Below are 26,186 nucleotides of genomic sequence, written 5' to 3'. Positions count from 1 at the left end.
ACCCGCGCAACCCGGCTTGGGCAGGCCCGTGTTGGCCGGTCCCGGTGGGACCTGGCCTGCCCGCGCCAGCCTGTCCAAGCGGGTTCCCCTGCGGTGCGCGGGTCCTCCCATGACTGGCCCTGACGGGCTCTCGCTGGCGCAGCCACCAAGCGGCGGGTCAGCCTTACGTCAGTCAGGAGGACAACCATGCATACCACATTTGCCGATCAGCTTGCTGGTCTTGATTTTGCCGGTTTTTCGATTGATCCAGCTCCGGTTTCGAGCAGCGATTTTCCGGTTCGTGAAGCTGTGATCCAGACCCTTGACGCGGTCTGGTCCGACCTGTTCGCACTTGTGTCCGGTACTGCGCTTGAAACTGACGCCGAGGATCTGGGCTGGGCTTTCGTCAATCTCTTTCATCGCTTCGCAGCGCGCAAATCCGCTGCGCTCGACCGCGCCACGGACGAGGTACGGGCGCTTGTCGCGACCGCCGATGGCTCCGAGATCCACACCCATGAACTCGAAACCCAGGTCGAGCGGGCGCAATGCGCCGAAGGCGCAATGCTGGCGCTCGAGGAAATGCGCGAGGTTGCAGCTAGCCTCTACCTCAACGAATTCGGATCGTCCTGGAAGCCCGTTTCGAGTTCACGCTTGAACCACAGTGCCATGTTTACCTCTGCGCTGGTTGAGGGACGCGACTTCCTGCGGGCTCGGAGCGAGGCCAAGCGCCGCGCGGCGATGCCCGAAGGCACGCCGGTCGTCTTCGCCGGTGGACGCACCGGCCATGCCAGCGAGGCCGATGCGCTGACCTTTGCCAATAATGTCTGGAAGGTGCTCGACAAGGTTCGTGACCGTGTCCCTGACATGGTCCTGGTCCACGGCGGCGATACCAAAGGCAGCGATCGTCTAGCATCATCCTGGGCAGAACGACGCAATGTCCCACAAGTAAGCTTCTCGCTCGATGCGCGGCTTGGCGCCCGCGCTGGCTTCAAGCGCAATGAGCGGATGCTCTCGCTCGATCCGCGTTACGTGATCGCCTTCCCCGGCAACGGCGTACTTGAACGCCTCGTGATTGAAGCCAAATCGCGCCGGATCACCGTCGTCGATCGGCGAGGCCCCCTTGGGACCAATCCGAAGGCGCCTGTCTGCTGAATGTCAAATTGGAGCCTCGGTGGCATTCGAGAATGCCGCCGATAGCAGCACCAGGACCACAGGTTTGATTTTGGACGCTAGCTCGCTCTCCGCGACAGGAAGGATTGGAATTTGAAAACGTCGGTGTGCCCAGTCGCCCTATTGCAACCATGCAGATCGATCGTTCGAAACTCGGTGCGGCCCATCACCCTCGAAGGCCCGATCGCACCCTTGCCGATGCAGCGGCAACTTCGAAACCGCGCTGCTGAAAGCTGAGATTCCGTCTATCTCATGCGATTCTTGTCATGTGCCCAGCTAAGGCGCCCCAGGGCCATCCCCAGACGCTCATGCCGATCATAGCCGGGAGATGAGATCAAGACCGCCATACCAGTTTGTCTCTGCTCAAGCCGCGTTCGCAGCTGAAATCGGCGCCTGATTGTCCTTAATTTGATCCTAGGGATTTTCGCGTAGCCAGATCGCTGGGCAGTGAGAGTTTCTGTGATTCACTTATGTGTTTTCGAACCATCAAACGCATATTTTGGTTGATCTTCGCGCATTTTGCGATCTTCGCGCTTGCTAGCCCTGCCAGTGCCGCGAACTGCGCTTATGCAACCTCACAAGGCTCCACCGGACCGTCAAATTGGCAAACATATTGCTGGTTGGATTTCTCTGGCTTTCGAGATGCAACGGCGCGTCAGGCAAGCGGTCAGAACTTTTCATACACTTTGACTGACGGCACTGTCATGACCTTCAACCTCAAGGTTACAGGATCCAGTCTGGTAGGATCTGCTTCCCCATCTTGGTCAGGCGCAGCGATAGGCAATACAGCCTTCATGGGAATTTCCGGCAAGCCGATCTTGTATCAAACTGCCGCTGGCACGACGTCGATTACCATTAGCGCGATCACTCTGACGCCCCCGACTTCCGGAAGCATCGCCAATTATATGCTTGTTGCCGCCGACGGGGAATCAAGCAATCAGGGCGAAAGTCTGCAGTTCCAGACTAATGGTGGAAGCTGGCAAATGCTTGACCAGGCAGGGCCCATTTCGGGCGCATCATATCCGACTTACTCTGGTATCGGCTCCACGACTTTCTTGGAAAATGGGGCAACTGGCTATGTTGGCGCCTATGTGGTCGGCTCTACCAATCCGGGCCAGGTCGTTTCCACCCTGGTTGGCGGCGGGCTACAAGGCGTCATGTTCGCTGTAAGGTTTGCATCGATCCGACTGAACACCCAAATTTCGCAGGCGCGCGCCGATCCGGCCGATCAATTTAACTTTGCAATCAAAGCTACCGGCTCTGGCTCGAACATGGCTTCCGGAACAACTAGCGGAGCAAGTCTGGGGCCATTCGTTGCAGCTGCGTTGTCAAGCACGGCAGCGATCCCGCTGACGTTGAGCCAAACGATGGCGCCCGGGAGCGTTTCGACGATCAGCCACTATCGATCCAGTCTGACTTGCACGAATGCAATCGGTGGATCTTCGACCACTCTTCCCGTCGGAGTGCTTACAACGAGCTACAGCTTCGGCGCTCTGCAATTCGGCGACAATGTGTCCTGTAGCTTTACCGAAACACCCTATCCTCATTTGAGACTTGCCAAGAGCCTCGCAGCCTCCGGGCGCCAGTTCGCTGCAGACCAATTCGTCATGAACATCAAGGCCGGTTCGGCCGTTGCCGCAACTGCCACAACCACTGGTACAGGAGCGACGGTTACGACCGGTACGACACCTCAATTTCAAGGCACGCCTGGCGTTATATACTCGTTTTCGGAAGCCGGGGCGGGCTCGACAAGCCTCACCCAGTATACGTCGACCATGAGTTGTTCCAATGCAGCTGCATCCTCTACAACCTCTCTACCAGCCGCCCCTGGGGGTGTCGTCACGCCGCAGATGGGCGACGTGATAAACTGCACGATCCTCAATACCAAACGGGCCACGAATGCGACGCTTGTTGCGAGCAAGGCATCACTCGCGTCGTCAGATCCTGTGAACGGAACCACCAATCCAAAGGCCATTCCCGGAGCAGTGATTCTCTATTCGATTACTGTGCAAAACACCGGGCCAAATCCAGTCGATACTAACAGCGTGTTCATTATCGACTCCTTGCCACCGCAAATCGCCGTCGGATCGGCGGCGGCACCAAGTTTGACGCAAGGAACAACCTCGAGCGGGTTGACGTTCACACCCAGTACCGATGTCCGCTACTCCAATGCTGGCAGCGCACCTTCAAATTTTACGAGCTGCACATACTCCCCGGTTGCGGCCTACGATCCTGCGATCAAATATGTCTGCATCAATCCGAAGGGCGCGATGGCCGGCTCCTCGGGATCGCCACCTAGCTTTACCGTCTCGTTCCGGACCCAGATTCAGTAGGTTGGCCTGTACCCTGCCGAACCGGCGCTGTAGTTTCGATTTCGTACATGGCCAGATGGCGTCGGCGCGGCGGTTCCTCAGGCCCAACGTAGCCGTTGACGTGCCTGGGTGTGCCCGGCAGCGGCGCCAGACACCTCAATCTCGGGTCGCCTGATCGTGCGGGAGCGGACCGAGCCGATTGCCCAGCTTGGCAGACCAGTTATCATCGTCGAGACCGTTACCGACGGCATGCCCGACGATCTACTCAAAGTGACGCTGCCCTTCAGCCTCGCCCATGCTCGGGTCTGGATCGCAGCCTGGGCCGAGAACCGCAACCGGGAAAGACGCACACATCCCTTCGCAAAGTAACACTGGCGGCGCTCGGCGTTCGCTTCAGGACCGATTAGACATGGGGCAACTTCGCTGCGCTCTGCGGGTTCCGCTACACGGTCCACTGCTCATACAACGCTCATGCGCAGCAAAGCGGCTCGGCGCTAAATCCCAGCTGGAGAAATGCTGGAGGTCACGCCTGTCGACCGTCAGTTTTGATCAGGGATGTCCTTGCTCGGTCATTGCCGAAAGCTACCCTATCCAAAGGGAGCCAGATTCTACTGGTAGTTGAGCGTCACGCTGAAGCTGCCTGTGTAAAGGCCAGGCGTTTGCCGGGCTTTGACCCGTAAGGTGGCACCGACTGGGAATGCGAACATTCCGGTTTTTGAGCCAATCCGGAACGCCAGAGGAGCCGTTGTCAATTGGGCGGTCGGGGTGCTGCCAATGATAAAGGTGTCAAACTGCATAGTCTCTGATCCGCCAACGCGCCGAACGACAGGCGTGTTGCTGTTGACCGAGATTGAGACGGTCTGGTTTAGAAATCCGTATCCCGAAAACGCAGCTGGTTGCGCCCCTGTCCCAGCAAGGCGAACGCCGCCCGTTGCCGACCGCGAGCCTGCAGGAGTAACCGTGACAGTCCCCGCCGCGGTGCCGGCAACAATCTTCCCGAAATTGAGGTCATCGGTTTTAACCAGGCTAAGCCGGGTTACGATTATGGCTTCGGCCCTGCCTGTGACAGAAACGCGTTCGGCGTGGGCGGCAGTAGAGGATCCGAGGACAAACAACGCTGCAGTGGATGCGCGGAGCGCCCGGAGGAACGAGCCCAGGTTGGCAATGCGAGTCATCATCGACCAGATGTGCAACAAAGCGTGTCCCCGAACATTCGGGATGGTATATATCGTTCCATAGTAAAAGAACTGTTCACATGGCCGACACCGCAACTCGCAGTCAGCCCCCTGGAATCTCATTGCGTCCCGGATCGGCAGATTGGCAGGCAATTTCTAGGGTCGCCTCGCACAAAGGTCGGACTGTTCGAGATTATCTTCCTGATCTAAAGTTATATATCGTTTGGAATTTCAACAGATTGCGAAACCCCGACGTTCAAACCATCAGCCTTGACGAAAAATCGGCACCACGAAAGATCGCCTCCGATGCGCGTGATTTAGGGAATGTGCTCAGTATGATTGATAGCAATCTGGCGCAAAAAACCGGATGGTTGATAGCGCTTAGCCGAGTCCTGATTGCGGTTCTGGTTGCGTTGCTGTCCATCACCGACCCGACCGATGAAACCATGCATATTCAATGGGACAAGCCGGACGACATTTGGGCGTTTGCCTATTTAGGTGTCGCTATCTCTATACTGTTTGTATTCCATCTTGATCGGAAACTGAGCTTCCGGCTCAGGAAGATGATCCTGGCGATCGACATTGTCTATTATCTAGGCGCCATGGTGGTAATCGAGCCGATGGAATCCGGCTACTTCGCCGCCACTTTTGCTATCCTCGCCTTCCTGATTTTGTCGGCAAACCTGAGTTGGAGTTGGCGACACGGCTTATCGATCCTGGCTTTCGCGAACATTGTTTGCCTTTTGATGATCGCGGAAATGCATTTCTCGGGTATGATTGTGGACGAGCGGAGCCTGATCAGGCGGCAGGCCTATCTTATTGGCCTCTCGCTATTTCTCCTGTTGACCTCGGTTCGGTTCCGGAATGTAAATGTGCCGCGTTTCGAATATCCAGGTGGCGCAAGTTGGGCGTCACAAATGGACGCAGCAATCAGATATGCAATGCAGCAGATCGGAGCCAGGGGCGGAGCAATTTGCTGGGTGAACTTCGGTCAGCCTTCCTGCGCTGTCCGAACAGCTGGATCATTGCACAACGCCTGCAATGCTTGTGAGGATTGTAGCGGAGGCTTCTCTCATTCGGTCGATCAAGCGACCCTGTTCGACCTACATCGCGAGTTCGCCGTGACAACCATGGAGAATCGAGCACTGACAGAATTGCCATGTGATCGACTGGACGGAGAATTTCTCACCCGATTTGGTGTCCGGACCGGAATATTTATCCCCTTGCAGGGAGTTACGGGTCGGGGGCGTATTCTCCTCGCCGACATTAGCGTGCTTGCAGCCGAACAACTCAGTCTCGCCGCAGCGATTGGTCAGGAACTCCAGCAGTTTTTCGATGTAGTTGGATTTCACCGGTCGTCAGAGGAGTTGGCGCTGTTGAAATTGCGTCAGTCAGTGGCACACGATCTTCATGATTCCGTCGCGCAATCGCTTGCTGGGGTTCGGTATTGGCTGCAATCGATCAGGCCCGGATCGGTCAACACCGAACTCGCTGCTGACCAAATAAGCCAAATTGCCGAGGCTCTGGGTGAAGAGCAAAACGGTATCAAGCTGATGATGGATCGCCTGCAATCGGCAGAGACAGACCACCAACACGTCGATTTGATTGAACGACTTTCAGTGACAGCTCACATTCTTGGCAGGCTATGGCAAATAAAGGTTGAGATCCAGTCCGATGGTACGGGGATTCGGGTGCCGGAATCAGTTGGATTCGATCTGACACAATTCTTGCGTGAAGCCGTGGCTAACGCTGCCAAGCACGGGCGTGCAAACGCATTTGAAGTGCTGGTCGAGAGAACAACAGCTGGCTTTGAGTTCCGGTTCATCGACAATGGCAACGGCTTCAAGGGACTCACTTTGATCGATCAGCCTTGGTCACTTTCACAAAGGGCAAAGGATATGGGCGCGACAATTGAAGTGCGAAGCGATCCGGGGCATACGGCAATTACCTTACGGCTTCCAAACACCAGGATGGGCAATGGCTAGAATTCTAATCGTCGATGACCATGCTTTTTTCCGGCGAGGACTTGAAGCAGCACTGGTCAGCCGTGGTCATCAGATCGTTGGATCGATCGCGGCTGGGGAAGACGCACTTGAAGCGCTCTCGACCGTTGAAACCGATATGATCTTGCTGGATTTGAAGATGCGGAGTCTGGACGGAGTCGCTGTTCTGCAAGCGATGCGAGCCCGCCAGGATACGAGACCAGTCATTGTCCTGACCGCGCAATTGACAGATGAGGCGCTCGTGGGCCTGATGCGATCCAGCGTTAACGGAATCGTGTTTAAACACTGTTCGGAAGAGCGACTGTTTGAGGCGATCGAAGCCGTTTCGAAGGGATTGCGCTTTGTGGATGGCAGTCTCGTCGACAAGGCATTTGCGTTGAACGCCAAAGGTTCTTCACTTCGAGCGGGCGCGGCGCTCAGTCAGCGTGAGCAACAGGTGGCTGATTTGGCAGTGCTGGGTCTGCGGAACAAGGAAATCGCTGATCGGCTGAAAATGTCCGAGGCGATGGTCAAATTGTACCTACACAAGGTCTTTCAAAAGCTAGGCGCCAGCAACCGAACTGAGCTGGCGGCATTGCGGAACAACACCCTATCCTGATTTTCTGCGATCCCGAACCGTTCAAGCTGCGAGCCCGTCACGACATTGTATGGCCTGACCTGTGGCCCATTCATGGCACCATTCGATCGCCGCGGCTGCCCGTTCTGCTTCGGCCCGAAGCTGCGGATCGAGCAGGACGTGGTCATTGCGTAAGACTGCCTGGGCCAACGCATTTTCCTTGCGAATGCGCTCGAAATAGTCAGCCAGAGTGATCTCTGTTGCGAGATAGGCCTGAAAGAATTCTTCAAGCCGGGCCTCAATCTCGGCATAGTAGTTTTCGGGAAACTCCGCTGCGGCCCGATTGCTGGCCGATTCCAGCTCGCTTAGCGTCAACAGTTTACGGCTGCGGCCTAACTTCGCCTTGTCAGTGATCTGGTCCTGAACGAATTTTTCCGCTGGTTCAGTCCGATCGCGTTTGTGTGGCAAGGGAAGTCTGAATGAAACGATGCGCTCCCCATCCGCCTCACGGGGACCTGATTGTTTCGACGGCACCGCTTTCGGCTGGGCGGCTGGCCGCTTGAACGGGTTTTGCATGCTGATCAGCGGGGCACCGGCGTTAATCATGCCAACAAGCTTCGAAACCAGGAAGATCAGGCAGATCACCAGACCAATCTGGAAGGCCGCAAGGGCGATCAAGCCGCTCAATTTCGTGCTCCTGGAATCAAATGCATCGCGGCATTGGCTTCATCTTTCGCCCGGTTGCATAGTCTCTCCGCTGCGAATTTGGCACGATCAGGAACCTGCGAATACTCCTGCACGATCAAGGCTGCATGTAGCTCGCCTACACAAGCACTGTGCGATCCAAACTGTGAAGCATAGGCCCAGCCAGCGCATCCCACGCTGGACAGGGCCAGCCCGGCCATCACCAGCCGCGCGATAGGCATCTTCCTGTCCTTCCATGGAATCAGGCGCATGTTGATTTCCCCCCACCGCCGGTCACGCCGGTTACATTGGATGCACGCAGGTCGCGAATATCACGCACCAAGTAGGCCGCTTCCTGCTTGAAGCGCATCTTCTTGATGAACATGGTGCCAAACAGGCCTTTGTAATCGTAGAACACTTCAACGAACATCACGGCCTGGTTGGTTGTGGGTGATGTGACCTTGTTGACGCCGCTGCCCATGCTGACGAGGGCAGGGCCGTTCAGTCCGTTGTTGCTTGAATCGTTACCATAGTCCGAATTGACTTTGAGGTCCCCGAAACACCGCTGCCAGTGGATGAACTGCTTACCTGTGGCTGGATCCTTTTCGAGGCTGGATAGGATAACCCTGCCGTTTTCTTTCAGGTTGAAGCGATCGCCCATCTTGTCAGCACCAACCATAACTGAATCGATGTCGGCCTCAGTCACAGTCGGGGCAACCGAATTGTTGTTGGTTTGCTCGAGCCGAGAACCGGCATCCGCTACTGCAAGCGAAACCTGGCTGATCTGCAGATTGACCATGGCCATGTAGCCGATTTCAGTTCCCATCATACCCACGGCTGTCATGATCGGCAGGATGAGCGCAAATTCGATGGCGGCAGCCCCCGACGCGTCGGAAGAAAGTTTGCGTACCAGCGATTTCACCTGACTTGACTTGACGCGCATCAGCAAATTCCCGCCGTCGAGCCATAGCCAGTCTGATTGGCAAAGGGCTGGTTCTTCTTGATGGCAGAGGCTGTCAGGCTGCGCTCGTTCCAATGGCCTGGCATAAGCGGCACTTTGAACGTCGGCTCATAGTTGACGGTCACTTCATAGACGACAACGTCGTCAGCGCCGCCGTTGCCATCTTTGCCGATATCTGATTCCCATTCTCCGCTTCCGTTTTCATCGACATAGGATTCGCCCGAACTGCAGGTGCCGTCATTGTTGGCATCGTTCCATTTCTCGGGGCGGCCAATGTCCGCATAATCGTTGTAGCTGGTCCGTTTGGACTCGAATGTGGCACCGGGCAGGATCGGGCCGATCTGTTTTTCGACCATTGCATCTGCATAGCCAAGATCCGTCACTTCCAGCGATGAATCTCGTGCGGCTTTCTGTACTGCGCCGTTCAGCACCGAGATCGCGTAAGCTTCCTGGCCTGCGTCGAAAATGCCGATCAGCAGAGTCAAAAAGACGGGCGCAATCAGTGCGAACTCGGTCGCGGAAACGCCAGCCTTGTCCCGGGCCAGTGCGGTTGCTGCGTTGCGCCATTTCATGACAGCACCCGCAGTTCACCGACTTGCTTCGCAATGGTCTGAAACGCCGAATTCAGTTCGGTGGCAGTGTTGGCGGTGAACGAACTGTTCGGCGATGCGCAATAGGCCAGGTCTGACGTGAGGCCGGAGGTGAATCCGATTGCCCAAACCCGGATTCCCTTTGCCTTCGCCGCGTCGCAGATTGCCCTGAACCGCAAACTATGACGACTGGTTGCCTGGGATAAGGAGCCGTCGCTGGTCACCCGTCGATCGAGGAATTCAATTCCATACGACTGATAGGTGGTGTTGGCCGGCTCAAGCAGCCCGTCGGTCATAAAGATGATATGCCGCGTCACATTGCCGCCATTGGCCGGTTCGGCGTTGACGGTGTCCTGGAAGATCCCGTCTGGCGAGCTTAAGCGAGCGCCCCACAACATGCCAATGTCCAGGTAAGTGTTACCCTGTGCGGTTAGCGAATCAGCGTAGCTGTTGAACTGCGATTGCTCCATCGTCTGCAGGACCTTAGCGGCCGGCACGCAGTAGGAGGTGGCAGTATTGCTGTTGGTCGTGGAACTGACGACGTTCGTGGTGTTTCGGTTATAGGCAACCTGACGCCAAAGTGGTGCCCATTTCGTCGATTCATCGCTCGTCGGGGCGGAATCAATGTCCAGGTCCAGCGCATCACTGGGATTCATGCCGTTAAGTACGGAATAGCTGATGCTCGATGCAGCAGATGTCTGCCGCTCCTCGATGCAACCTTCCCAGGTCGATGTTACGTTCGTGCCGTTGGAACCTGTCTGCGTCACGACCGGCTGAAACGTCTTCAGGGTGCTGGTGTCGTACTGGACCGGCTTATATTCCCAACGATCAAACACCACGCTGGTCACAGTCGTATAGATAGGATCGCTTGTTTCATATGAATAACTATTAAACGTACGGTTCGAATAATAGTAAAATACGCGATACCGGCTGCCGCTTCGTTGGCAGATGTAGGTGGTCATACGCTGTGGCTGACGGGTTACACGGGTTACGACCTGTTGTCCCGCACCATTGGTGATGGTTGTGGTACTGGTCGTGGCAGAGCCATTGTTTGCCCAAGGGACATCGGCGGGTCGCGCACTGTTACAGGAATTCAATGATGTATAGTTCGTGCTGCTATACTGGCTCGTCGAGGAATTCGCTTGCGACGTGTAGTCACTCGGTGCGCTGGTAACGACCGCCGTATCCCAGCCATTGAACACCTGCGAGGTGATGGTTTTGGTGATCGGTGCACGCGACTGGATTGTCCAGTGGTCGGTAATGTAATCCGGGTCGAGGTCATACAACAATCGACCGGTGTTGACCGTGGTACTGAACGGGACAAACGAATAACGGACCCGAGCATTGCTACCCTGCACCGCCGTATCAACGGTCGTGTAGAAATTCTTCATCGCGGTTTTCAAGGCGCTTAGCCGGGTCCCTGTCCCGAGCGAAGTGCCCATTGAGCCAGTGACGTCGAGAACCATCGTGATGTCGCTGTTGCCAACCCCCATCGTCGAAGCGCAGTTCGCGCGCAACGTCATGTCTTCGACACCGAACAATTGCATCATGAGCATCGGCATCCGGGTGCTGGCTTGGCCGCCAATCGAGTTTCCGGCCGTATCGCCCTCGCTCAAAAAAGTGGTATGCGTTGTGCCCTGTTGAGCGGGATCAAAGTTGATATCGAAATAGGTCTGCGCCTGGGCTTTCGCGGTGGAGTCATAACCATTGGTCGTAACAGCCTTGCGCCCAGCCAGGACGGCAGAATCGCAAGCATTTTGAAGCCGGTTCTGGACCTTGTAGCCTCTGCTGAGATCCACGCCGCCGCCGACGATAGCCGACATCACAATGATGCCGGCAACGGCGATCGGCAACACATTTCCAGATTCGTCCCGGAGCAAGGTATGCAAGAGGGCTTTTGCCCGATATGCGCTCATCCCTCATCACTCCGTGGCTTACCAGCTGCACAGCCGGTATCTCGAATGCCAAGTTGCTGGGGGTGGGCCCGGCAAATGGCTATATCGGGCGATATAATTTACTTCGCTTAACGATACGTAAATCGATGGAGTCGCAGGGGAGCTTCCGCAATCCTGGCGAAAGCCTCGACGCACGAGCCGGGTTAGACAGCGCCTTATCTGGTCGGCTTGGAATTCAGGATCATTCGCGCAAATTAGGGTAAAATATATCATTTTGCCCTAAATTGCGATCACGCATGTTTGCGGATTACCTTTAACCAAAGATATATAAATCAAGGCTAAAATCGAAGAATGTTACCGCGTCATGAACTGCGATCTCAGATATGTTGGCAAGTCCAAATCCGCGCCGAAAGCGGGTTGAGGAGCTTTGGCATGATGGTCGATCTTTCGGCCAATGGCTGCTGCATCCAAGTTCAGGGTAAGCCTCCCAGGGTCAACTCCAAGATCATTGTCAGGCCTGATGGGCTCGACGGGCTGAAGGCGAACGTCAAATGGGTGTCGAACTATCAGTGCGGAGTAGTGTTCGAGCGACCAATCTATGGCCCGGTGCTGGAGCATTTCCTCCGCAAGCACGCGGCCTTTGCAGCATTGGTTACGCTCTGAAGAGAAGGGCTCGAGTAGTCTGGTGAATGTTCCAACTGGCTGCATCGCGGCGTTGATGCCAAGCGACCCAGCCGCAGTTCAACCTTCGCTGTCCGTTGGCTGAATTTCTCTATGAGCGCATCATTTTATATCGGGCCCAAACTCCGAGTCTCAGCAATCTCGAAAAGCCACCCAGCTTCTTTCATCCTGGGGGAGCGGTTCACGGCAAACCCTCCAGGCCAACGCCCTGGCAGGGCGGAGGTCGGTGTGTTCCCAAGACGCCAGAGCGCGCAGGCTGCCGATCGAGGAGCGCAATTTACCTGCGGAAGCTGCGCACATGCGACATCGTCATGCTGGCCAGGCGCTTGATGCCGTGCTCGATTTGGAACGCGGCATACCGCTTAACCAAAAACGCCTCGACCGTTCTGCGATCCGGTCGAGGCGAAGTTGATCATATGCGGCCACCGCCAGACGGGCTCTGCAGTGGTGTACAGATCATGGCCAAAACTACCTAATATCGGGTAAATGCCCCTCGAGTAGTTTGAAACGGGGCTGGGTGTTAGTGTACGCGCGGATCCGGATGGCCTGACCAGCGAGGCACAGGTCAGCTGTAGCATGGTGCGGCTACCCGAGAGGCCGATATCCAGGTTCGGCGATGAGCGCGATTCGCTAGACGCAAAGACCCCATCCGCGGCCAAGTTGGAATACCTACAAGGGGCGGTGGTTTTGGTCTGGCCCGCTTCGAACTGAGCGTTCAAGGCGCTACAAGCAGCGCGTCTTGGAGCGTCAACCGTTGAGTTTGTCTTTGACAGCATTGGCCGCTGCGAAAGTCAGCTTTCTTGCGGCAGCAATCTGAATGGCAGCGCCGGTTGAAGGTTTGCGGCCTTCACGGGCCGGCGTCGCCTTGACCTTGAACTTGCCAAATCCATTGAGCGCGACCTCTTCGCCATTGGCTGCAGCGTCCGCAATCGCTGCGAACACGGCGTCAACCTGCTTGCGCGCTTCGGCCTTGGTAAGGCCGTTGTCAGCGGCACGCTTGTCGGCAAGATCACTGTTGTTCATGAAAATGTCCCTCAGGTTTATGAAGCGCTGAGACCTGGCCATTCGCCCGGGCGCAGGTCCAATGATTGCCGGGAACGTCTGCACATATCAGCGGCGTCTTCTGCCCGTTCTAGTCGAGTGACTTGCCTCAGGCGATTCTGCATTGACCCTCACGGACAACGCTCGTGTGAGCGCAGGAGTGGGCCGCCATTCCTAGGAGAGATGGTCTGCTGGGGCCGCTATTGGCTATGCTCCCTGCCAAACATTGCCAGAACGACCTCCGCTCGGTGTCGTCGTAAGCCACTCCATTGCCTCAGTCCCGGTCTTGAGCACTTGGCCGGTCTGGCACCGAGCCTGTTGCATGAACTGCGCACCGTTGATGAGGGGAGCATTGGCGATGCCGAGCCGCAGAACGGAGCGAGTCAGCACCCCGGCTCAACTATCCAGCTGCAACCCGGCTTCATGCGACCCTGCTCTTGAAACAACCCCCGGTCGAGCCGCAACCCGGATCAGGTCCGGCCGTGTTGCCGCCCTTAAGGGCGGCTGCCCGCACCACCCGGACCATATCCAGGTTCCCCTTCGGTGCGTTCGCCCGGGGGCCGCTTCTTCACTTGGGTTCGCAGCCGGGATCACCCCGGATTGCTCGATCAGGAGAAGTGCAATGACCAATCTCGTTATTCTCGTCGGCCGTATCGCCCGCGATCCCGAAACCCGCACCACCGGCGGCGGTACCAACATCACCTCGATCTCGCTCGTTACCGACCGGCCTGCCCGCAAAGAGGGCAAGACCTTCAAGGATGAAAACGGCTACACCGCCAAAGATAGCGAATTTCACCGCGTCACCTGCTTCAATGGTCTCGGTCAGAACGTCGCCAAATACTGCACCAAAGGCCAGCTGGTAACCGTCGAAGGGCGCATCCACTACACCCAGTGGGAAGACCAGAGCGGCACCAAGCGCTACGGCTGCGAGATCATCGCAGACAAAGTCGACTTCCTCACCAAGGGGCGCCCGGGTGACCACGAAGGTGCCCCCGACATCGAAGACTGAAGCGCAGTCCATCGATCGGAGTGAGGCCCCGGCGGTGCGAGCCGCCGGGGCCTTTGCCTGTCCAGGGGCCATGGCGGGCGCGCGGGGCATCGAACCCCGCGTGCCCGCCTCAGGACGCTTTGGACGGGGAGGCTAGGCGTTTGAGGCTCTCGTCGATCCCCAGAGTCGCCAACTGACGCATCAACTGCCTGAACTGCGCTGGCTCAAACGTCTCTGCACCGCATTCGAGCAGTACCCTGCCGAGTTCGGTCGCTGCACTTTCACGCAACCTCGTCTCCTCGGCCGCGAGCTCTTCGCGTTGGCGCTGCACCTTCAACAGCGCATCGCGTGCGCTCACTTTGGACCGGGCCATAGACTTACCTTTCGTTGGCCGTTGGTCCCCTCCTGCTGGGCGTTTTTGCAGGTCGGGCGCTTGTAGGAAAACGGTTTGTTGGAAAAGTGCGTGCGATCCGGAGAGGGGGAGGGCTCTCTCGCGAGAAGGCCGAGTGTGATGGCGGCTTGGGGGCCGCATCAAGGACGACGGGGCCCCACCATTTTTATCGCGGCTGCGCCGCGAGAAAAATCGTTGCCCCCTTCGCCGCTAACGCGGCCGCGTGTCCCACACGGTCCCTGACCCGTCCCGTCGCCACCATCGCAAACGCCCCTGATGCGAAGCATCGAACATCAGGAGACTTGCCATGATCGTAGTTACTGTCCATTCGTCCATGCCGCCAGAATTTGACCAGGCAGCGTACCTGGCCGCGCTGGATCGGGCCCATGCCCGGTCCTACCACAGCTACTTTACTCAATACGTTCTGACCGACGATGAAGCGGGGTTCGTCGCAGTCGACGAGGGTGACTACGGGGCACTGGCACCCAGGTTGTATGACCGGGTCATCGAGGCCGTACAGAGCAAACTCTGCGATGAAGACTAGGCTGCCGCCAGACTCAGGAATCATGGATTACAACAAGGAGCAGATGGTAGCGGCGCTGGAGATTGCCAACAGGAAGGTGTGTGGGCAGCGGTCGTATCGGGTGGCTATGCGCCTCCAGTCCTTGATGCGGCCGAAGACGTTTTCGATCTTGTGGCGCTGCGTGTAGAGGGTCTTGTCGTAGTCGATCTGGACCTTGCAGTTGGCGCGCGGCGGGATGCAGGGCGTGATGCCGCGCTCGGTCAGGGCGGCGCTGAACCAGTTGCTGTCGCAGCCCTTGTCGCGGAGCAGATGCTTGGTCCTGGGCAGCGCGTCGAGCAGCAGAAAAGCGCCCTTGCGGTCGCTCATCAGCCCTTCGGTGATCAGCCGGATGATTTGCCGCCCTTCGCCGTCGCAAACGGCGTGGAGCTTGGAAGTCAGCTCGCCTTTGGTGCGCCCGATACGTCTGGGAAAAGCCCCCCCTTTAGGAGACTTGGCGCGGTGCGGTGCGCCTTCAAATGGGTGGCGTCGATCATGATCCGGTCGGGTTCGCCGGCCTTGCCCTCCAGCTCGGCGAAGATGCGGCTGAACACGCCCAGCCGGCTCCAACGGACAAAGCGGTTGTAGATCGTCTTGTGCGGCCCGTAGCTTTTGGGCGCATCGCGCCACATCACCGGTGCTTGATCACGTTGGCGATGCCCGAAACGGTCCGGCGGTCATCGACCCTCGGAATGCCATGCGCAAGCGGGAAAAACGGCTCGATCCTGCGCATCTGCGCCTCGCTCAACACAAACGGAACATCCATCGCCAGCAGCTCCTTGACGCTGGCGTTGAATCAACCAATCATGCCTCATGCAAGCGGTCTAAGAGGTCCTGAGCCTAGCGATGGCTGGCCAGAAAGAAACGAGCAGGCTCTTGCGCCAGCTGCACGCCGACTTGATCGCTTGTGCCGAGGGGCTGCGCTATCCGGCCCGTCTGCAGAAAAGCGTGGGTACGGCAAACCTGCATATCGCTGCCGAACATATCGATCGGGCGGTTGAGGCGATTCATTGCCGGATCGAGGAGGTTGGCCCTCCAAATTGATGGTGCGGGAACGGACATTCCGCCGCGCTTGACCGCGCCTTGCAAGCCGATCGCCAGCCGTGAAGCGGCTGTGCAGCGGACAGGGAACCCTATCAAAGTGCCCGAAAGTGCGCGATCACCCGGCCGATGATCCGAACCGCCGCGCGCGGAGCCAGTTCATCGGCGATCGCCGGATTGTCGCAGGACAGCCGGATGCCCGCCTCGGGCATATGGCGCAGGCGGGCAAGGAAGGGGGTGCTGCCCGATATGCAGGCCCAGACCTGTCCCCCTCGCTTCACATGGATCTGGGCCGTATCGATCAGCACCAGGTCCGCGGATTGGATCGTGGGGGACATCGTCTCCCCCAGGTTATCCATGTAATAGATCAGATTGGTCGGTGCCTTGGAGTACCTGTGCAGTTGCGAGCGCATGATGACAATCGGATCCGGGATTTCCTCCCGCTGGACTATTAGCGATTTCGAGACCAGCATTGCCTCGATCGGATCGATCTTGACGAGATCATTCGGGGATTGGGCGCTGTCCTGCAGGACTGCCGGTGAATCATAGCGCATTCCGGCCGGATCCGGGTCGTCAGTCTGCCCCATCAGGTAGTCCGTGGTCGTGGAGAGAACACGGGCAATCTTTGCCAGACTCTGCGTGCTCCTGGTTTCCTGCTGGAGCAAGCGCCAGATACTGGTTGGCGTCACGCCGACCCGCCGAGCCATTTCACTTTGCGAGATGCGTTGCGCTTCCATGAGTGCGCGCATGCGGTCACGTCTGAACATCTGGACTCCTTCAGCCAGCGGGCAACCCGAACTGGCATTCGCAGACAAGCTTAACATGATCAGCCGGTTCGTCGAGCCGGTCGGCAAAGCCGGGCAGGCATTATACGGGCTTCCTCCCTGGATCGCTGCGGCCCGGAACTATTCCCTCAATCACAGCGCGTTACGCGGCGGTCCGGGACGGCATAAGTGAATGCCTTTGGCCGCGGCGCGATGGCTGCGAAGCAAAGGTGTACTGGTAGCTAGCTTGCCTTGTGGGCCGCCAGTTCGGCGGAGCCGCGACCCCGTGCACCAGACCTGACAAGAGCGGAGCCAAGCGGGAAAGTTAACACTGAGCCTTGCTGTGTAAACCATACCGGGCAGTAAAGTTTGAACACCGTGGTTCTACATAGGGTCCTGCGAATGGGGGCAAGCCGTCCATTCCAGTGGCGCTTTACGGCGCTGCATCGATTGAGAATGCTTGGAAGGGACCTAATTATCATGCGTAATTCGCTTCGTCTTGCTGTTGTCGGCGCCGCTCTGGGCGTGCTGTCGTTTGCTTCGGCCGCTAACGCTGCCACGACTGCAACTGCGACCGCAACCGCGGAAGTGCTCAGCACCCTGTCGGTGAGCGCCGACACCGCGCTCGACTTTGGCCAGATCGCTGCCAACACCGGCGGCACCGTCACCGTCAACGCTGACTCGTCCGTTTCCAAGACCGGCGCGCTGGTTTCGACCGGCACCCGTGCTCCCGCCACTTTCACCGTGGTTGGCAGCAAGGGCGCGATCGTTGCGCTGACCCTGCCGAGCTCGGCCGCTACGCTGACCCGTTCGGGCGGCACCGAAACGATGAGCCTGTCGGGCTGGAACAGCAACCCGAATGGCGCTTTCCAGCTGGATGCGACCACCGGTTCGTCGACCTTCTCGGTTGGCGGCACGCTGACCGTGGCGAGCGCCCAGGTAGCTGGCGTTTACAGCGGCACCTTCGACGTTTCGGTCGAATACCAGTAACGTGCACCCGTCTTCGGACGGATGAACAGCAAGGGCCGCATCCGCAGCGCGGGTGCGGCCCTTTCGCTTGCACTGCCTTTGCGCTGCCCTTGCACCGGCAAGGACTTGAGCACCTGAATGACAATCCTGGCGCTCGTATCATTGCGGGCAGGTACTCAGATTGAAGGCAATCGCGGTCGAGGCGATGCAGGTCGGGCCCGGCAGCATGAGCGGTCACCTGGAGCAGCTCGTGCCTGCTGCCAATGCGGCCGGCTCTGACGGTAAGCCTCAATGTGGCCCTACCGGTTAATGCCCTGCCATTTGCCTGCCACCCCAAACAGTGAGGATGTGCTCTCAGCACTGGTCGAGATGCTCGCCCCCATGGTCCGTCGGCGCGCATAGGGTAAGACTATGGCACGGAAACAATGGTAATTTCAGTGCAGCCATGGCTGGCGAAGATCGGTGTGGCTGCGTTTTGCATCACACCCGGCAGCCCTCTGGCACAGCTAGGCTTCACCTAAAGACGATCATGGCGCCCGAGCCGGGATGGCATCCATAGCCAACACGGACCGCGCAGTGGGCGCCGGTCGCTAATAGGAACGCCGGACGACTGATTTTCCGTCCGAAAGGCTGTATTCGACCTGACCTGAGCCGGGCAGGGCAACGCTCCAGCGGGCGTGCGGATAGAGCCGGGTCGAAGGAAGATCGGTGCACTGGTTGGTGGACGGCGCGCATTGTTTGCCGTCGAAGATCTCCTGGGCTGCGTTGCTGAAATTTTCGAACACCAGCGTTTGCCTGTCGCGGGTGGCCTTGACCTCCCCGCTCTTGGTATCGGCTCTGACCAGCACAAGCATATCATAGCCGAGCAGGACTTTGAGGCCAGTCGGGCGCTCGCCCAGATCTCCGGCGACAGGCTTGACCGCTACCCTGTAAATGCGCTCGGCATGATCGCGCGGAGCAATGGCCGCAATCCGGATAATCCGGCGCTGCTCCGGTTCGAGAACAAGCCGCTGCGGGCTTACCAGGATGCCGGCCTTTTCCGGGTCCGGCTCATGTACGCGCCGCTCATCGGGGAGACCTGGCTCGAGGATCTGGTCCGCCTCGACCGTGACATAGGCGCGCAAGGTGCCAGCATTCCAGATCTCGATATCACGGTAGTCCTGCTCGCCTGCCTGAAAGTCGACGATGACCTGGCTCAGGACAATATCAGCCGAGGCCATGCCAGGAAGCAAGGCACCGGACAAAGTGAGCGCCAGGCACAAGCGTTTCACACCAGACCCGTTTTGCTTCATCATCTACTCGCTCTGTCTATCGTCCCGCTCAAGCGGACCTATTCAACAGCGGCAATGACCGCCGGTCGTTGCCGCACTGTGAGATCGGGACCGCAAATTCGGGTACCCAGTCTTACGTAAGGCCCCTTATCGAATTCGCGCGGAAGAACAACCTTGCAGTTCGATCGGCCTGCCATGCTGACGTTCAGTTCGGCACCAGGCTCCGCTTCGATCTGGAAATAGCCCCTGTCGTCAGTCTGGACCGCGAGGGAGCCGAGCCGGACAATTGCATTGGCGAGCGGATGGCCATCGCTGCCCGTCAAGCGGCCAAATACCGGGGTGACCGCGCTCGCTTGCCATTTGAGGCTGGATACGGTGCCAGGGAAAATCGTCACTTCGTAACTGTTGGCGTCGGCCTGGACCCTTACGGTTCCAGTCGGCCTCAGTCGGACGTCGTAGGCGCGATAGGCCGGCAGCACGATCAGTTTGCGCGCACCTGCGCTCACCAAGCCTGAGGGAATCTCATTGACGAGAACTTCGAACTGACCGGTTTTGCTCCGCTCGCTGATGGCAACCATCAGCGCGCCGTCGCCGCTCGCTGCGTTGCTGAGGCCGACGCTTCGCCCGGCCATGGCCAGGACCGATTGCAGGCCGAGGCTGTATTGCAAGGGTGCGCCTGCCCCACCGAAGCCCTTTATCATTTGCGCATCCACGGTAACCGGCTTGGTTTGCAGCTTGGCATTGAGAGCAAGGGCGACCTGCTGATCGTTCCGCTCCAGCGAGCCGCCCAGTTCGAGCTCCCGCTCATCGCTGACAAGTGTGCTTGAGCCTGAGATCCCAGCAACCAGGCGCGCGGCATCGCTTGCCGAAGCACTGGTCCCACGGCCGCCGACCCAGCCTTGAACCGACGAATTGCGCGAAAAGAGCTGGAGAGTGAAGCCCGCGTAGAGCGAACGCCGGCTGCGCGAGATATGGCCGTCCGTCTGGAAGGTCAGCTGCATTCCGCTGCGTTTCACAATGTCCCACCGCAGGCTTGGTCCGAGGTCAAAATCGACCGGGCTGTTGGCGTCCTTGCGCAGGTTCGCAGCAAGGCGGAACTGGCCGAGTCCGAGATTGTAAGTCAGGGTGCTGTTTGCCTGCACAAACGAATGGGTCGAAAAACTGAGCCACGGATCGGCACTCGAGGAAGTGATGCTGACCCCGGATGCCAGTGCAGCTGGCGGGGCGATTGCCGGAGCAGGCGACTGGCCCGAGCGCTTGACGGCTCTTAGGTCGAAATTGAAGTTCAGCTTGCTGCTGCCGTAGGAAGAGATCTGCAGAAACGCACCGGCATCGCGCCGCGAGCTGAGCGCGCCGCCTGCGCGTGCGACCAGGAATTTTCCATAGTGCACGATCCCCAGCTCTGCGGTCGAGGTCTTGTTTGTTGCTGACAAAGACAGATCGACCCATGTCCGGCGCGACAGGGCCCAGGCACCGCCAGTCTGGGCGAAAGGCACCTTGCGCACGGTGAAGGGCGTGCCATGCTGATCATCGGCAAGGAGGCCTGCGAGCGCGTAAAGTGATGTGCCCGAATCTGCCCTGCGATTACCCATCTTCGTGAAAAATCGCTGCTCGGTTTTGACGCTGCCATTGGCTCCCGTGATGCGAAGCTCCAGCTCATAAGCCCCTTCTGCGAAGGTGCTGGTGTCAAGAACCTGATTGCCCGCTTCGAAAATCCGGGTGGCGATGATCCGGCCGTCACGGCTCACATCGACCCGCGAGCGCTGTTCGAGGAAGACAGCCAGTGGGGTGCCGATCAATTGATCGCGGTCCGCGCGAGTATCGATCTGGGTCGTAACGGCCGCGCCAAGCACCCGACGCCGACCGATCATAAGTCCCGGGTGGCTGGCAAACAGGCCGGCGGTGTAGCGCCAGCCAGGCCGGTCGAGCTCTGCAGCCAGAGTCTCGGCTTTCCAGCCATACCGGCTCGACAAGGTCATTTCACTGCGCAGCCGCGCGGCACCGAACCCGGCCAGCATCCGGCTGTCGAGATTGATCGTCTGCGGGCCGCCCGACATGCCCGAGAGATAGGCGCTCGTATTCGCCAAGAGGCCTAGCCTGCGCTCCGGATCTTTCAGGAATGTCCGCGAAGCGCTGCGCTCTTCGGCCAGTAGCTCCGGACTGATATAGACCCGCAGAATGAAGTGATCGCGATCGAAGATCACGCCGATCTCGGCGGGCCGGAGCTGTTCGCAGCTGGTGCGGTCGGCCCCTGGAGTGCAGACAAGCTGGCTGTTGGCGGGAAACTGCCGACCAGAAAGCAACTCCAGCACTCTGGCCGGATCTCGCAGCTTGGGGAGCAACGCGAGCACGGCCTGCGGCTGCTCGAATGAGAGCGCGCCATTGAAGCTCGTTATTTGCGCCGTACCAAGTCGCCGATCTGCGAGATAGAGGTCGACCACAGCCTGTTCGGGACCTGCCAGGGCCTCAAAGCCAGGTGGCGGTGCCGCAAAGGCCGGCCGGCCGGCGAGGATAAGCAGAGCAAGAACCCAGCTCCAGGCGGCGGCGCGGCATTCGCGCCGCGCTGGACGTTGCCCTGCGCCGCCAAACAGGGTTGTCCGGACACGTCGCATGGTCAGTTCGGCGCAACCATCAACGAGACTGATCCGGTATATGCTCCGGCACGAGCCTTGCTGGTTTCGCTTGCGCGCAGGACGACGATCAGACTCGCACTGCGAAGCAGGCCAAGGAAACAACCGCTGAGCACGGCGTTCGCGGTGTTGCTGGGCAGCGGCACGCCGGGCTGCAGGTTCTGGCCCGATATCTGATTGGCACTGCCAGCCCATTGCACTTCGATGGGCAGCTGAATGCCTCCAGCGCCCAGCGCAAAGGCTCCGCCTGCACCTGACCCGGTTGCGGTTACGGTGTAACCACCGTTCAGGCTGGAGCTGAACAGGCACACCGTCTGGCTAAGACTCTGGTCGTTGAGAAAATTGGCGACCTGTCCGAAGTTGACATCGGACATGCCGGAAATCCGCACGGATTGGGCCTGCGCCTGAACGGGCAGGGTAAGCGCCAGCGCGGCGCAGGCAGTCCTGATCAGTTTGGAGATGAGAGACTTGGCCATGCTGCCAAATCTTGCAAAACTTGGTTAACAACCGGTTAGGGACATTCCCTGGCGCGGCGCAGTCGCAAGCCGGCCATGCAGCGGCGCGATGAGCCTGCCGGTCTGATGTTATCCGGGGCCAGAATGACCTACTGAGGGGTCATGAGAAGCGTCAGCGTGCCGCTGTACGTAGTATTTGCCTGCATTGTCAGCAGTGCAGCCGAAGTGATGGTGACGACGAGCGATGCCGATGCCGTCGGGCCAGTCAGGCACTGCTGGTGCGTGGCAGTTGACGTAAAAGTTGTCGAGGCGGTGCCCGGCGTGAGGGCAGTGCCGCTCGTTTGTCCCGAGGCCTGATTCCATTGAACTGTGTAGGGAACCGTCAGACTGGCATTGGCCAGCGTGAATGCGCTGGCGGCGCCGCTGCCCGAAGCGGTGATCCTGTAGCCCTTGCTTGAGGTATTGCTCCAGGCACAAAGGTTTCGGCTCGCCACGGCATTGCTGGCCGGGTTGACCCCGGCAAGCGCAATGTCGGCGAGGCCGGACAGGCGGGCCCGGGCGGGAACCGAAGCGGAAATTGCGACACTGGCGTTTGAAGTCGCGCCGAGATTGCCTTGCGTGGCAGCCTGGGCCGGTGCTGTGAAAAGCAGCTGCGAGCCGATAAACAGCATTGCAGCGCTCAGCCTTGTTGCCGCCTTGTGCAAAGGGCGTGGATGTACCGGGGTGTCGTTGTTCATTGCCTGCTCGGGAAGCGAATAGTTCCCGTTTGGTAGCCGGCAATGGTTAACATTCCCCTCACGGCTTCGACCTAGGCGCACGCAAGACTGCGGCAATCTCGCTCCTGCATGCCCGGCAAAGGAGCCAATCCCTGCATGTGGTGCCATTTGGGGCCAGCGCACAAAAGGAGCGATCTCATCGCGGCGCTATGATCAGGGTCAGGTCTGCACCAGTCTGCGCCGATGAGGTCATGCCGATGGCGGCCGGTGCGAGAGTGTCGGCATTGAGGCAATCGCCCGCAAGCAGGAACTCAGGGGTCTGCACAGCCGCCAAGGCCAGGCGTTCGCCGACCGAAGCAGAGGTTTGCGGCGCGCTCAGCGTGGCCAGCGCATCGAACCCGAGCGGGGCCTCGCGAGCCGCATCGCGGCCACACTCGGCTGAAACGCGCAATGTGCCGTTCCGACCGCTCGTGACCATCGCTACGCTGACTCGAGTCAGGACCGGGCTAGGACGGACCGAAACGCTGATCGCAATGGTCGCGGATGAAGTGGCGGCGATTAGCCCTTCGTTGGCAGCCAGGGCGGGTGCATTCAGCGCGCTCGCGCAAAGCAGAGCGACCGGGAACCGCAGGTAGAGTGATCGCGAGAACCGGGGGAGAGTGCGGGGTGGTCGTCGAGCGGCGGACACTCTGGAGCTCCAGTATTGGGATACCATGCGTTCCGCGCTTGGCGCTCGGCTGTCCATGCGTCTGACGAGGGTGTCCCGTTCTAGAACGATCAGGTTTGCCAGCCTTGCCAGGCGCTTCTTTGCGGCTCGCGAACCCGGCTGCGGCCCCACCGGACATGGTCAACCAGATGTTTACCTTTCCTAGGTACATTTTCGGAAGTGCGAGCTGCCAGGCAGGTTTTCCGAACGGCCGCTGACACTTTGCAATCGACCAGAGTCAATCGTGTGAGGACAAGACCAATGCTGAGCAAACCGAATGCCATGCTGGCCGCAGTAGCGGCGCTGTCGGCTATGCTACCTTCGCCTGTACTGGCAGCAACCCAGGGTTCGCTGGGCGCAACTTCGACCGGGACGATTTCGATTTCGGCATCGGTTCCGGCCCGCGCGCGACTTTCCGGCCTTGCCGATGTGGCCTTCACCAGCGTCGATCCGACGACCGCCGCGTCCAATGCCCAGTCTGTCTGTGCTTGGAGCAACACCGCGACCAAAGGGTATACGATCACCGCCAGCGGCAGCGGCGCCGCCAACGCATTCACGCTGGCCAATGCCAGCCTGACGGTTCCCTATTCGGTGCAGTGGAATGCGACTGCCGGCCAAACCTCCGGCACTGGCCTGACTGCGGGAACCGCATCGGCCGGTTTCGTGTCGACGGCGACCAACCAGAACTGCGCCTCTGGCCCGGCCTCGTCGGCAAGCCTGATCATCGGGATCGCGGCAAGCGACCTGCAGACCATGCAGGCAGCGACGAGCTACACCGGAACCCTTACTCTGCTGATGACGCCGCAATAACAACAGGGCTTCATCAGCGGGCGAGTACGCGCTCTGTGCGCAACGAACGCAGGACCTCCCACCTGCGGCGGCGCCTGCCGCGAAGCTGCTAGAACCGGGCCTCCCGCCCGCGCAATCGCTACCCCGGCATGCCTCACGGCTTGCCGGGGCTTTGCGCTGCCGGTTCGGTCAGAAAGGCTTTGCGTCCCGAAGGGAGCAACCCTTGCGCCAATAAGGCGGCTTACGGACCGCGAAGCCCGGTTAGCGGTATTCTGATGTTCAAAGCCAACGGGGCTAACGGCCAACTTACGCCGTTCCGACGCTGCACGGGGAACGTCGGGTAACACCAAAACCTGCCGTTCCGCGCGCCGCGATCCGTTGATCGCTGTCGCTGACAAAGCCGACGATTAGCGCCTTATCTAGTTAGGCCGAAAGCTGCCCTCTGCTCATACTGCGATCGAACTAAGGTGAACGCCCGACATTGCGGACGAACCGGAACGGCAGCTTGCGAAGTGTAAACGACGGTAAGCTGCCGTTCCGTCGGTTTGCCGGCGACGTCAGCTTGCGACCAGATCTTCGTGAAACTCGGCGATGCGGGCAAAGCGCAGCTGCGGGCGGAGGGCTTCGCGTTCTATGATTGGGGCAGCGCGGACAGCGGCGAGGCGAGGCTTGTCACCAGTTGGCAAACCACGGCCGAGGAGGCGGAGCGAATGGCGACAGCCTTGCGGTTGCTGAAGGGCTAGTGCGCCAGCAGGCGAAGCCAGCGTCAATCCGGCGCTATTCTGCCGAAGCCGACCCGCGTTCTGCGCGCGGGGATTGCCCCTTGTTGCGGCTGTAGGCACGCGCGAAGGAGCTCGCGTGGCTGTATCCGGCGAGCGTTGTGACCGCGGCCAACTGCAGCCTGGTGGATTGCAGCAGCTGTTTGGCGATCTGCATTCTGGTGTATTTGACAAGCGTGCGGAAGGCGGCCCCTTCGGCGGCGAGCGCCCGTTGCAAGGTGCGCGGGTGCATGGCGAGGAGACTGGCGATGTCTTCCAGCCCGCAAGGCGCATTGCCGATGCGGGTGCGCAGGATCTGCTGCACCTGTGCGGCAATTTGCCCCCGCTGCGCCAGATCAGGCAGAAGCTGGTCAAAATATGCCGTCAGCACTGCCAGCATTTCGGGATTGCCGGTGGGGATCGGCGTGGCAAGGTCAGCTTCCGGAAAGGCAATCTCGTCAAGCGGCGAACCCATGAACACCGGCGCATCGAAGTATCCGCGCATCGCGGGCGTCAGGGCGATGTTATCGGCAACGAGATAGATGCCGATCGGACTCCACTCCGGCCCCATCAGCGCCCGCACGGCCTGCACGGACTTGGTGATGTTGAACATGACGATCTGCACCCCGTCGCGGTGGTCCGAACCCTTCGAAAACCGCCGCAGTTGGACGATCCCGTCTTGGCGTTTCAGCTCCCAATGCGATGACTGGCTGTAGAGCGCGCGGTATTTAAGGAACGTCTCCAAGGCGTCGCCCACGGTTGGCGCAAAGGCGATGGTCTGGCTGATCATCCCGAACTGGAGCGGGCGTTGTGCCCGGGCAAGACGGAAGCCGAAATTGGGACAGTTCTCGCCCACTGCAACATCTTCAAGCAGGCCGTTGAGATCGGCATAGTCGATCAGGCCCTGTTCGCCTGCAATCAGATCGGGATCGATCCCTCGGCGGGCGAGATAGGGGCGGATGTCGAACCCCGCGTCGGCGGCGACTTCGATGCAGTTGGCAAGTGCATCGATACTGACGAGCGTGGGCGGGCGGCTTGTCACCGCGCTTTCCCCGCATTGGCGCAAGATTGTCGCCTTTTGCTCATTGGGTGTCGGCTAATG

General features: G+C 59.2%; 26 protein-coding genes and 1 pseudogene. 10 read left to right on the top strand and 17 right to left on the bottom strand.

The genetic code is table 11. The annotated features are described in order from the left end of the window. Positions 1–186: 186 nt before the first annotated feature. Positions 187–1,131, top strand: coding sequence for a DUF2493 domain-containing protein (locus MNBBLIKP_RS00760; RefSeq protein ID WP_088306605.1), 945 nt, complete (start codon positions 187–189; stop codon positions 1,129–1,131). A gap of 488 nt (positions 1,132–1,619) precedes the next feature. After that, positions 1,620–3,482 (top strand): CshA/CshB family fibrillar adhesin-related protein, encoded by a 1,863-nt coding sequence (locus tag MNBBLIKP_RS17685; RefSeq protein WP_140420491.1) that lies wholly within the window; start codon positions 1,620–1,622, stop codon positions 3,480–3,482. 587 nt (positions 3,483–4,069) lie between these two features. On the opposite strand, the gene MNBBLIKP_RS00750 is transcribed toward MNBBLIKP_RS17685, so the two are convergent. Next, positions 4,070–4,639, bottom strand: a complete 570-nt coding sequence (locus tag MNBBLIKP_RS00750) for a DUF4402 domain-containing protein (protein WP_176399595.1) — start codon at positions 4,637–4,639, stop codon at positions 4,070–4,072. A 77-nt stretch (positions 4,640–4,716) separates the two neighbouring features. Here MNBBLIKP_RS00750 and MNBBLIKP_RS00745 point away from each other — a divergent pair, with 77 nt between their 5' ends. After that, positions 4,717–6,621: a sensor histidine kinase gene (locus MNBBLIKP_RS00745; RefSeq protein WP_176399594.1), complete on the top strand. Its 1,905-nt coding sequence runs from the start codon at positions 4,717–4,719 to the stop codon at positions 6,619–6,621. Next, positions 6,614–7,237, top strand: coding sequence for a response regulator (locus MNBBLIKP_RS00740; RefSeq protein ID WP_088306603.1), 624 nt, complete (start codon positions 6,614–6,616; stop codon positions 7,235–7,237). Before MNBBLIKP_RS00745 ends, MNBBLIKP_RS00740 begins: the two co-directional genes overlap by 8 nt. A gap of 21 nt (positions 7,238–7,258) precedes the next feature. On the opposite strand, the gene MNBBLIKP_RS00735 is transcribed toward MNBBLIKP_RS00740, so the two are convergent. The 5 genes from MNBBLIKP_RS00735 to MNBBLIKP_RS00715 are packed head-to-tail and all read right to left on the bottom strand — an operon-like array spanning position 7,259 to position 11,346. After that, positions 7,259–7,882 carry a hypothetical protein gene (locus MNBBLIKP_RS00735; protein ID WP_088306602.1) on the bottom strand — a complete coding sequence of 208 codons (624 nt, stop codon included), beginning with the start codon at positions 7,880–7,882 and terminating at the stop codon, positions 7,259–7,261. Next, complete coding sequence (locus MNBBLIKP_RS00730) at positions 7,879–8,151, bottom strand: hypothetical protein (RefSeq protein WP_088306601.1); 273 nt, start codon at positions 8,149–8,151, stop codon at positions 7,879–7,881. The genes MNBBLIKP_RS00735 and MNBBLIKP_RS00730 overlap by 4 nt, the downstream gene beginning before the upstream one ends. After that, positions 8,142–8,822 (bottom strand): TadE/TadG family type IV pilus assembly protein, encoded by a 681-nt coding sequence (locus MNBBLIKP_RS00725; protein WP_088306600.1) that lies wholly within the window; start codon positions 8,820–8,822, stop codon positions 8,142–8,144. Before MNBBLIKP_RS00725 ends, MNBBLIKP_RS00730 begins: the two co-directional genes overlap by 10 nt. After that, positions 8,822–9,412 (bottom strand): TadE/TadG family type IV pilus assembly protein, encoded by a 591-nt coding sequence (locus MNBBLIKP_RS00720; protein ID WP_088306599.1) that lies wholly within the window; start codon positions 9,410–9,412, stop codon positions 8,822–8,824. Before MNBBLIKP_RS00720 ends, MNBBLIKP_RS00725 begins: the two co-directional genes overlap by 1 nt. Continuing rightward, positions 9,409–11,346 carry a TadE/TadG family type IV pilus assembly protein gene (locus MNBBLIKP_RS00715; RefSeq protein ID WP_088306598.1) on the bottom strand — a complete coding sequence of 646 codons (1,938 nt, stop codon included), beginning with the start codon at positions 11,344–11,346 and terminating at the stop codon, positions 9,409–9,411. The genes MNBBLIKP_RS00720 and MNBBLIKP_RS00715 overlap by 4 nt, the downstream gene beginning before the upstream one ends. Before the next feature lie 330 nt (positions 11,347–11,676). On the opposite strand from MNBBLIKP_RS00715, the gene MNBBLIKP_RS00710 reads away from it, so the two are divergent. Next, positions 11,677–11,988, top strand: coding sequence for a PilZ domain-containing protein (locus MNBBLIKP_RS00710; protein WP_088306597.1), 312 nt, complete (start codon positions 11,677–11,679; stop codon positions 11,986–11,988). Between the two features lie 765 nt (positions 11,989–12,753). Here MNBBLIKP_RS00710 and MNBBLIKP_RS00705 read toward each other — a convergent pair. Beyond that, positions 12,754–13,029: an HU family DNA-binding protein gene (locus MNBBLIKP_RS00705; protein WP_088306596.1), complete on the bottom strand. Its 276-nt coding sequence runs from the start codon at positions 13,027–13,029 to the stop codon at positions 12,754–12,756. A gap of 640 nt (positions 13,030–13,669) precedes the next feature. On the opposite strand from MNBBLIKP_RS00705, the gene MNBBLIKP_RS00700 reads away from it, so the two are divergent. Next, positions 13,670–14,056 carry a single-stranded DNA-binding protein gene (locus tag MNBBLIKP_RS00700; protein WP_088306595.1) on the top strand — a complete coding sequence of 129 codons (387 nt, stop codon included), beginning with the start codon at positions 13,670–13,672 and terminating at the stop codon, positions 14,054–14,056. Positions 14,057–14,165: 109 nt separating this feature from the next. Here MNBBLIKP_RS00700 and MNBBLIKP_RS00695 read toward each other — a convergent pair whose 3' ends face one another. Beyond that, a complete protein-coding gene (locus MNBBLIKP_RS00695; protein WP_254912866.1) occupies positions 14,166–14,393 on the bottom strand; it encodes a DUF6437 family protein in 228 nt (75 codons plus the stop codon). 340 nt (positions 14,394–14,733) lie between these two features. On the opposite strand from MNBBLIKP_RS00695, the gene MNBBLIKP_RS00690 reads away from it, so the two are divergent. Next, positions 14,734–14,970 carry a hypothetical protein gene (locus MNBBLIKP_RS00690; RefSeq protein ID WP_088306593.1) on the top strand — a complete coding sequence of 79 codons (237 nt, stop codon included), beginning with the start codon at positions 14,734–14,736 and terminating at the stop codon, positions 14,968–14,970. Positions 14,971–14,997: 27 nt separating this feature from the next. Here the strand turns inward: MNBBLIKP_RS00690 and MNBBLIKP_RS00685 are convergent. The 3 genes and pseudogenes from MNBBLIKP_RS00685 to MNBBLIKP_RS00675 form a co-directional block, all read right to left on the bottom strand. Next, a pseudogene (locus MNBBLIKP_RS00685) lies at positions 14,998–15,751 on the bottom strand (IS5 family transposase). A 74-nt stretch (positions 15,752–15,825) separates the two neighbouring features. Further along, the gene (locus MNBBLIKP_RS17680; protein ID WP_140420490.1) at positions 15,826–16,047 is read right to left on the bottom strand and encodes a hypothetical protein; all 222 of its coding nucleotides are present in this window, start codon (positions 16,045–16,047) and stop codon (positions 15,826–15,828) included. A gap of 74 nt (positions 16,048–16,121) precedes the next feature. Beyond that, positions 16,122–16,793 carry an XRE family transcriptional regulator gene (locus MNBBLIKP_RS00675; protein ID WP_176399593.1) on the bottom strand — a complete coding sequence of 224 codons (672 nt, stop codon included), beginning with the start codon at positions 16,791–16,793 and terminating at the stop codon, positions 16,122–16,124. Between the two features lie 477 nt (positions 16,794–17,270). Here MNBBLIKP_RS00675 and MNBBLIKP_RS00670 point away from each other — a divergent pair, with 477 nt between their 5' ends. After that, positions 17,271–17,780: a DUF4402 domain-containing protein gene (locus tag MNBBLIKP_RS00670; RefSeq protein WP_176399592.1), complete on the top strand. Its 510-nt coding sequence runs from the start codon at positions 17,271–17,273 to the stop codon at positions 17,778–17,780. Between the two features lie 569 nt (positions 17,781–18,349). Here the strand turns inward: MNBBLIKP_RS00670 and MNBBLIKP_RS00665 are convergent. The 5 genes from MNBBLIKP_RS00665 to MNBBLIKP_RS00650 form a co-directional block, all read right to left on the bottom strand. Then, entirely contained in the window at positions 18,350–19,054 is a 705-nt protein-coding gene (locus tag MNBBLIKP_RS00665; RefSeq protein ID WP_140420489.1) for a hypothetical protein, read from the bottom strand. A gap of 35 nt (positions 19,055–19,089) precedes the next feature. Continuing rightward, positions 19,090–21,471, bottom strand: a complete 2,382-nt coding sequence (locus MNBBLIKP_RS00660) for a TcfC E-set like domain-containing protein (protein ID WP_176399591.1) — start codon at positions 21,469–21,471, stop codon at positions 19,090–19,092. Positions 21,472–21,644: 173 nt separating this feature from the next. Continuing rightward, entirely contained in the window at positions 21,645–22,136 is a 492-nt protein-coding gene (locus MNBBLIKP_RS17875; protein WP_176399590.1) for a hypothetical protein, read from the bottom strand. A 128-nt stretch (positions 22,137–22,264) separates the two neighbouring features. Continuing rightward, positions 22,265–22,852: a hypothetical protein gene (locus MNBBLIKP_RS00655; RefSeq protein ID WP_140420488.1), complete on the bottom strand. Its 588-nt coding sequence runs from the start codon at positions 22,850–22,852 to the stop codon at positions 22,265–22,267. A 175-nt stretch (positions 22,853–23,027) separates the two neighbouring features. Further along, positions 23,028–23,282 (bottom strand): hypothetical protein, encoded by a 255-nt coding sequence (locus MNBBLIKP_RS00650; protein ID WP_140420487.1) that lies wholly within the window; start codon positions 23,280–23,282, stop codon positions 23,028–23,030. A 516-nt stretch (positions 23,283–23,798) separates the two neighbouring features. Between MNBBLIKP_RS00650 and MNBBLIKP_RS00645 the strand changes: the two genes are divergently transcribed. Both MNBBLIKP_RS00645 and MNBBLIKP_RS17870 read left to right on the top strand, forming a co-directional pair. Then, positions 23,799–24,347 carry a hypothetical protein gene (locus MNBBLIKP_RS00645; protein WP_088306585.1) on the top strand — a complete coding sequence of 183 codons (549 nt, stop codon included), beginning with the start codon at positions 23,799–23,801 and terminating at the stop codon, positions 24,345–24,347. A gap of 557 nt (positions 24,348–24,904) precedes the next feature. Further along, positions 24,905–25,069: a hypothetical protein gene (locus tag MNBBLIKP_RS17870; protein WP_176399589.1), complete on the top strand. Its 165-nt coding sequence runs from the start codon at positions 24,905–24,907 to the stop codon at positions 25,067–25,069. A 34-nt stretch (positions 25,070–25,103) separates the two neighbouring features. Here the strand turns inward: MNBBLIKP_RS17870 and MNBBLIKP_RS00635 are convergent, their stop codons facing one another. Then, entirely contained in the window at positions 25,104–26,126 is a 1,023-nt protein-coding gene (locus MNBBLIKP_RS00635; RefSeq protein ID WP_140420486.1) for an AraC family transcriptional regulator, read from the bottom strand. Positions 26,127–26,186: the final 60 nt, after the last annotated feature.

The sequence above is a fragment of the Novosphingobium sp. B 225 genome, from assembly GCF_002198665.1.
In the GTDB taxonomy this organism is placed as follows: domain Bacteria; phylum Pseudomonadota; class Alphaproteobacteria; order Sphingomonadales; family Sphingomonadaceae; genus Novosphingobium.
Note: the sequence above shows the minus strand (reverse complement) of the source record. Positions and strands in the feature narration are given on the sequence as shown.

Coding starts and splice junctions, on each gene's coding strand:
- MNBBLIKP_RS00760 (WP_088306605.1), top strand. CDS start 187: ATGCATACCACATTTGCCGATCAGCTTGCTGGTCTTGATTTTGCCGGT.
- MNBBLIKP_RS17685 (WP_140420491.1), top strand. CDS start 1,620: ATGTGTTTTCGAACCATCAAACGCATATTTTGGTTGATCTTCGCGCAT.
- MNBBLIKP_RS00750 (WP_176399595.1), bottom strand. CDS start 4,639: ATGATGACTCGCATTGCCAACCTGGGCTCGTTCCTCCGGGCGCTCCGC.
- MNBBLIKP_RS00745 (WP_176399594.1), top strand. CDS start 4,717: ATGGCCGACACCGCAACTCGCAGTCAGCCCCCTGGAATCTCATTGCGT.
- MNBBLIKP_RS00740 (WP_088306603.1), top strand. CDS start 6,614: ATGGCTAGAATTCTAATCGTCGATGACCATGCTTTTTTCCGGCGAGGA.
- MNBBLIKP_RS00730 (WP_088306601.1), bottom strand. CDS start 8,151: ATGCGCCTGATTCCATGGAAGGACAGGAAGATGCCTATCGCGCGGCTG.
- MNBBLIKP_RS00725 (WP_088306600.1), bottom strand. CDS start 8,822: ATGCGCGTCAAGTCAAGTCAGGTGAAATCGCTGGTACGCAAACTTTCT.
- MNBBLIKP_RS00720 (WP_088306599.1), bottom strand. CDS start 9,412: ATGAAATGGCGCAACGCAGCAACCGCACTGGCCCGGGACAAGGCTGGC.
- MNBBLIKP_RS00715 (WP_088306598.1), bottom strand. CDS start 11,346: ATGAGCGCATATCGGGCAAAAGCCCTCTTGCATACCTTGCTCCGGGAC.
- MNBBLIKP_RS00710 (WP_088306597.1), top strand. CDS start 11,677: ATGTTACCGCGTCATGAACTGCGATCTCAGATATGTTGGCAAGTCCAA.
- MNBBLIKP_RS00705 (WP_088306596.1), bottom strand. CDS start 13,029: ATGAACAACAGTGATCTTGCCGACAAGCGTGCCGCTGACAACGGCCTT.
- MNBBLIKP_RS00700 (WP_088306595.1), top strand. CDS start 13,670: ATGACCAATCTCGTTATTCTCGTCGGCCGTATCGCCCGCGATCCCGAA.
- MNBBLIKP_RS00690 (WP_088306593.1), top strand. CDS start 14,734: ATGATCGTAGTTACTGTCCATTCGTCCATGCCGCCAGAATTTGACCAG.
- MNBBLIKP_RS17680 (WP_140420490.1), bottom strand. CDS start 16,047: ATGTCCGTTCCCGCACCATCAATTTGGAGGGCCAACCTCCTCGATCCG.
- MNBBLIKP_RS00675 (WP_176399593.1), bottom strand. CDS start 16,793: ATGTTCAGACGTGACCGCATGCGCGCACTCATGGAAGCGCAACGCATC.
- MNBBLIKP_RS00670 (WP_176399592.1), top strand. CDS start 17,271: ATGCGTAATTCGCTTCGTCTTGCTGTTGTCGGCGCCGCTCTGGGCGTG.
- MNBBLIKP_RS00665 (WP_140420489.1), bottom strand. CDS start 19,054: ATGATGAAGCAAAACGGGTCTGGTGTGAAACGCTTGTGCCTGGCGCTC.
- MNBBLIKP_RS17875 (WP_176399590.1), bottom strand. CDS start 22,136: ATGGCCAAGTCTCTCATCTCCAAACTGATCAGGACTGCCTGCGCCGCG.
- MNBBLIKP_RS00655 (WP_140420488.1), bottom strand. CDS start 22,852: ATGAACAACGACACCCCGGTACATCCACGCCCTTTGCACAAGGCGGCA.
- MNBBLIKP_RS00645 (WP_088306585.1), top strand. CDS start 23,799: ATGCTGAGCAAACCGAATGCCATGCTGGCCGCAGTAGCGGCGCTGTCG.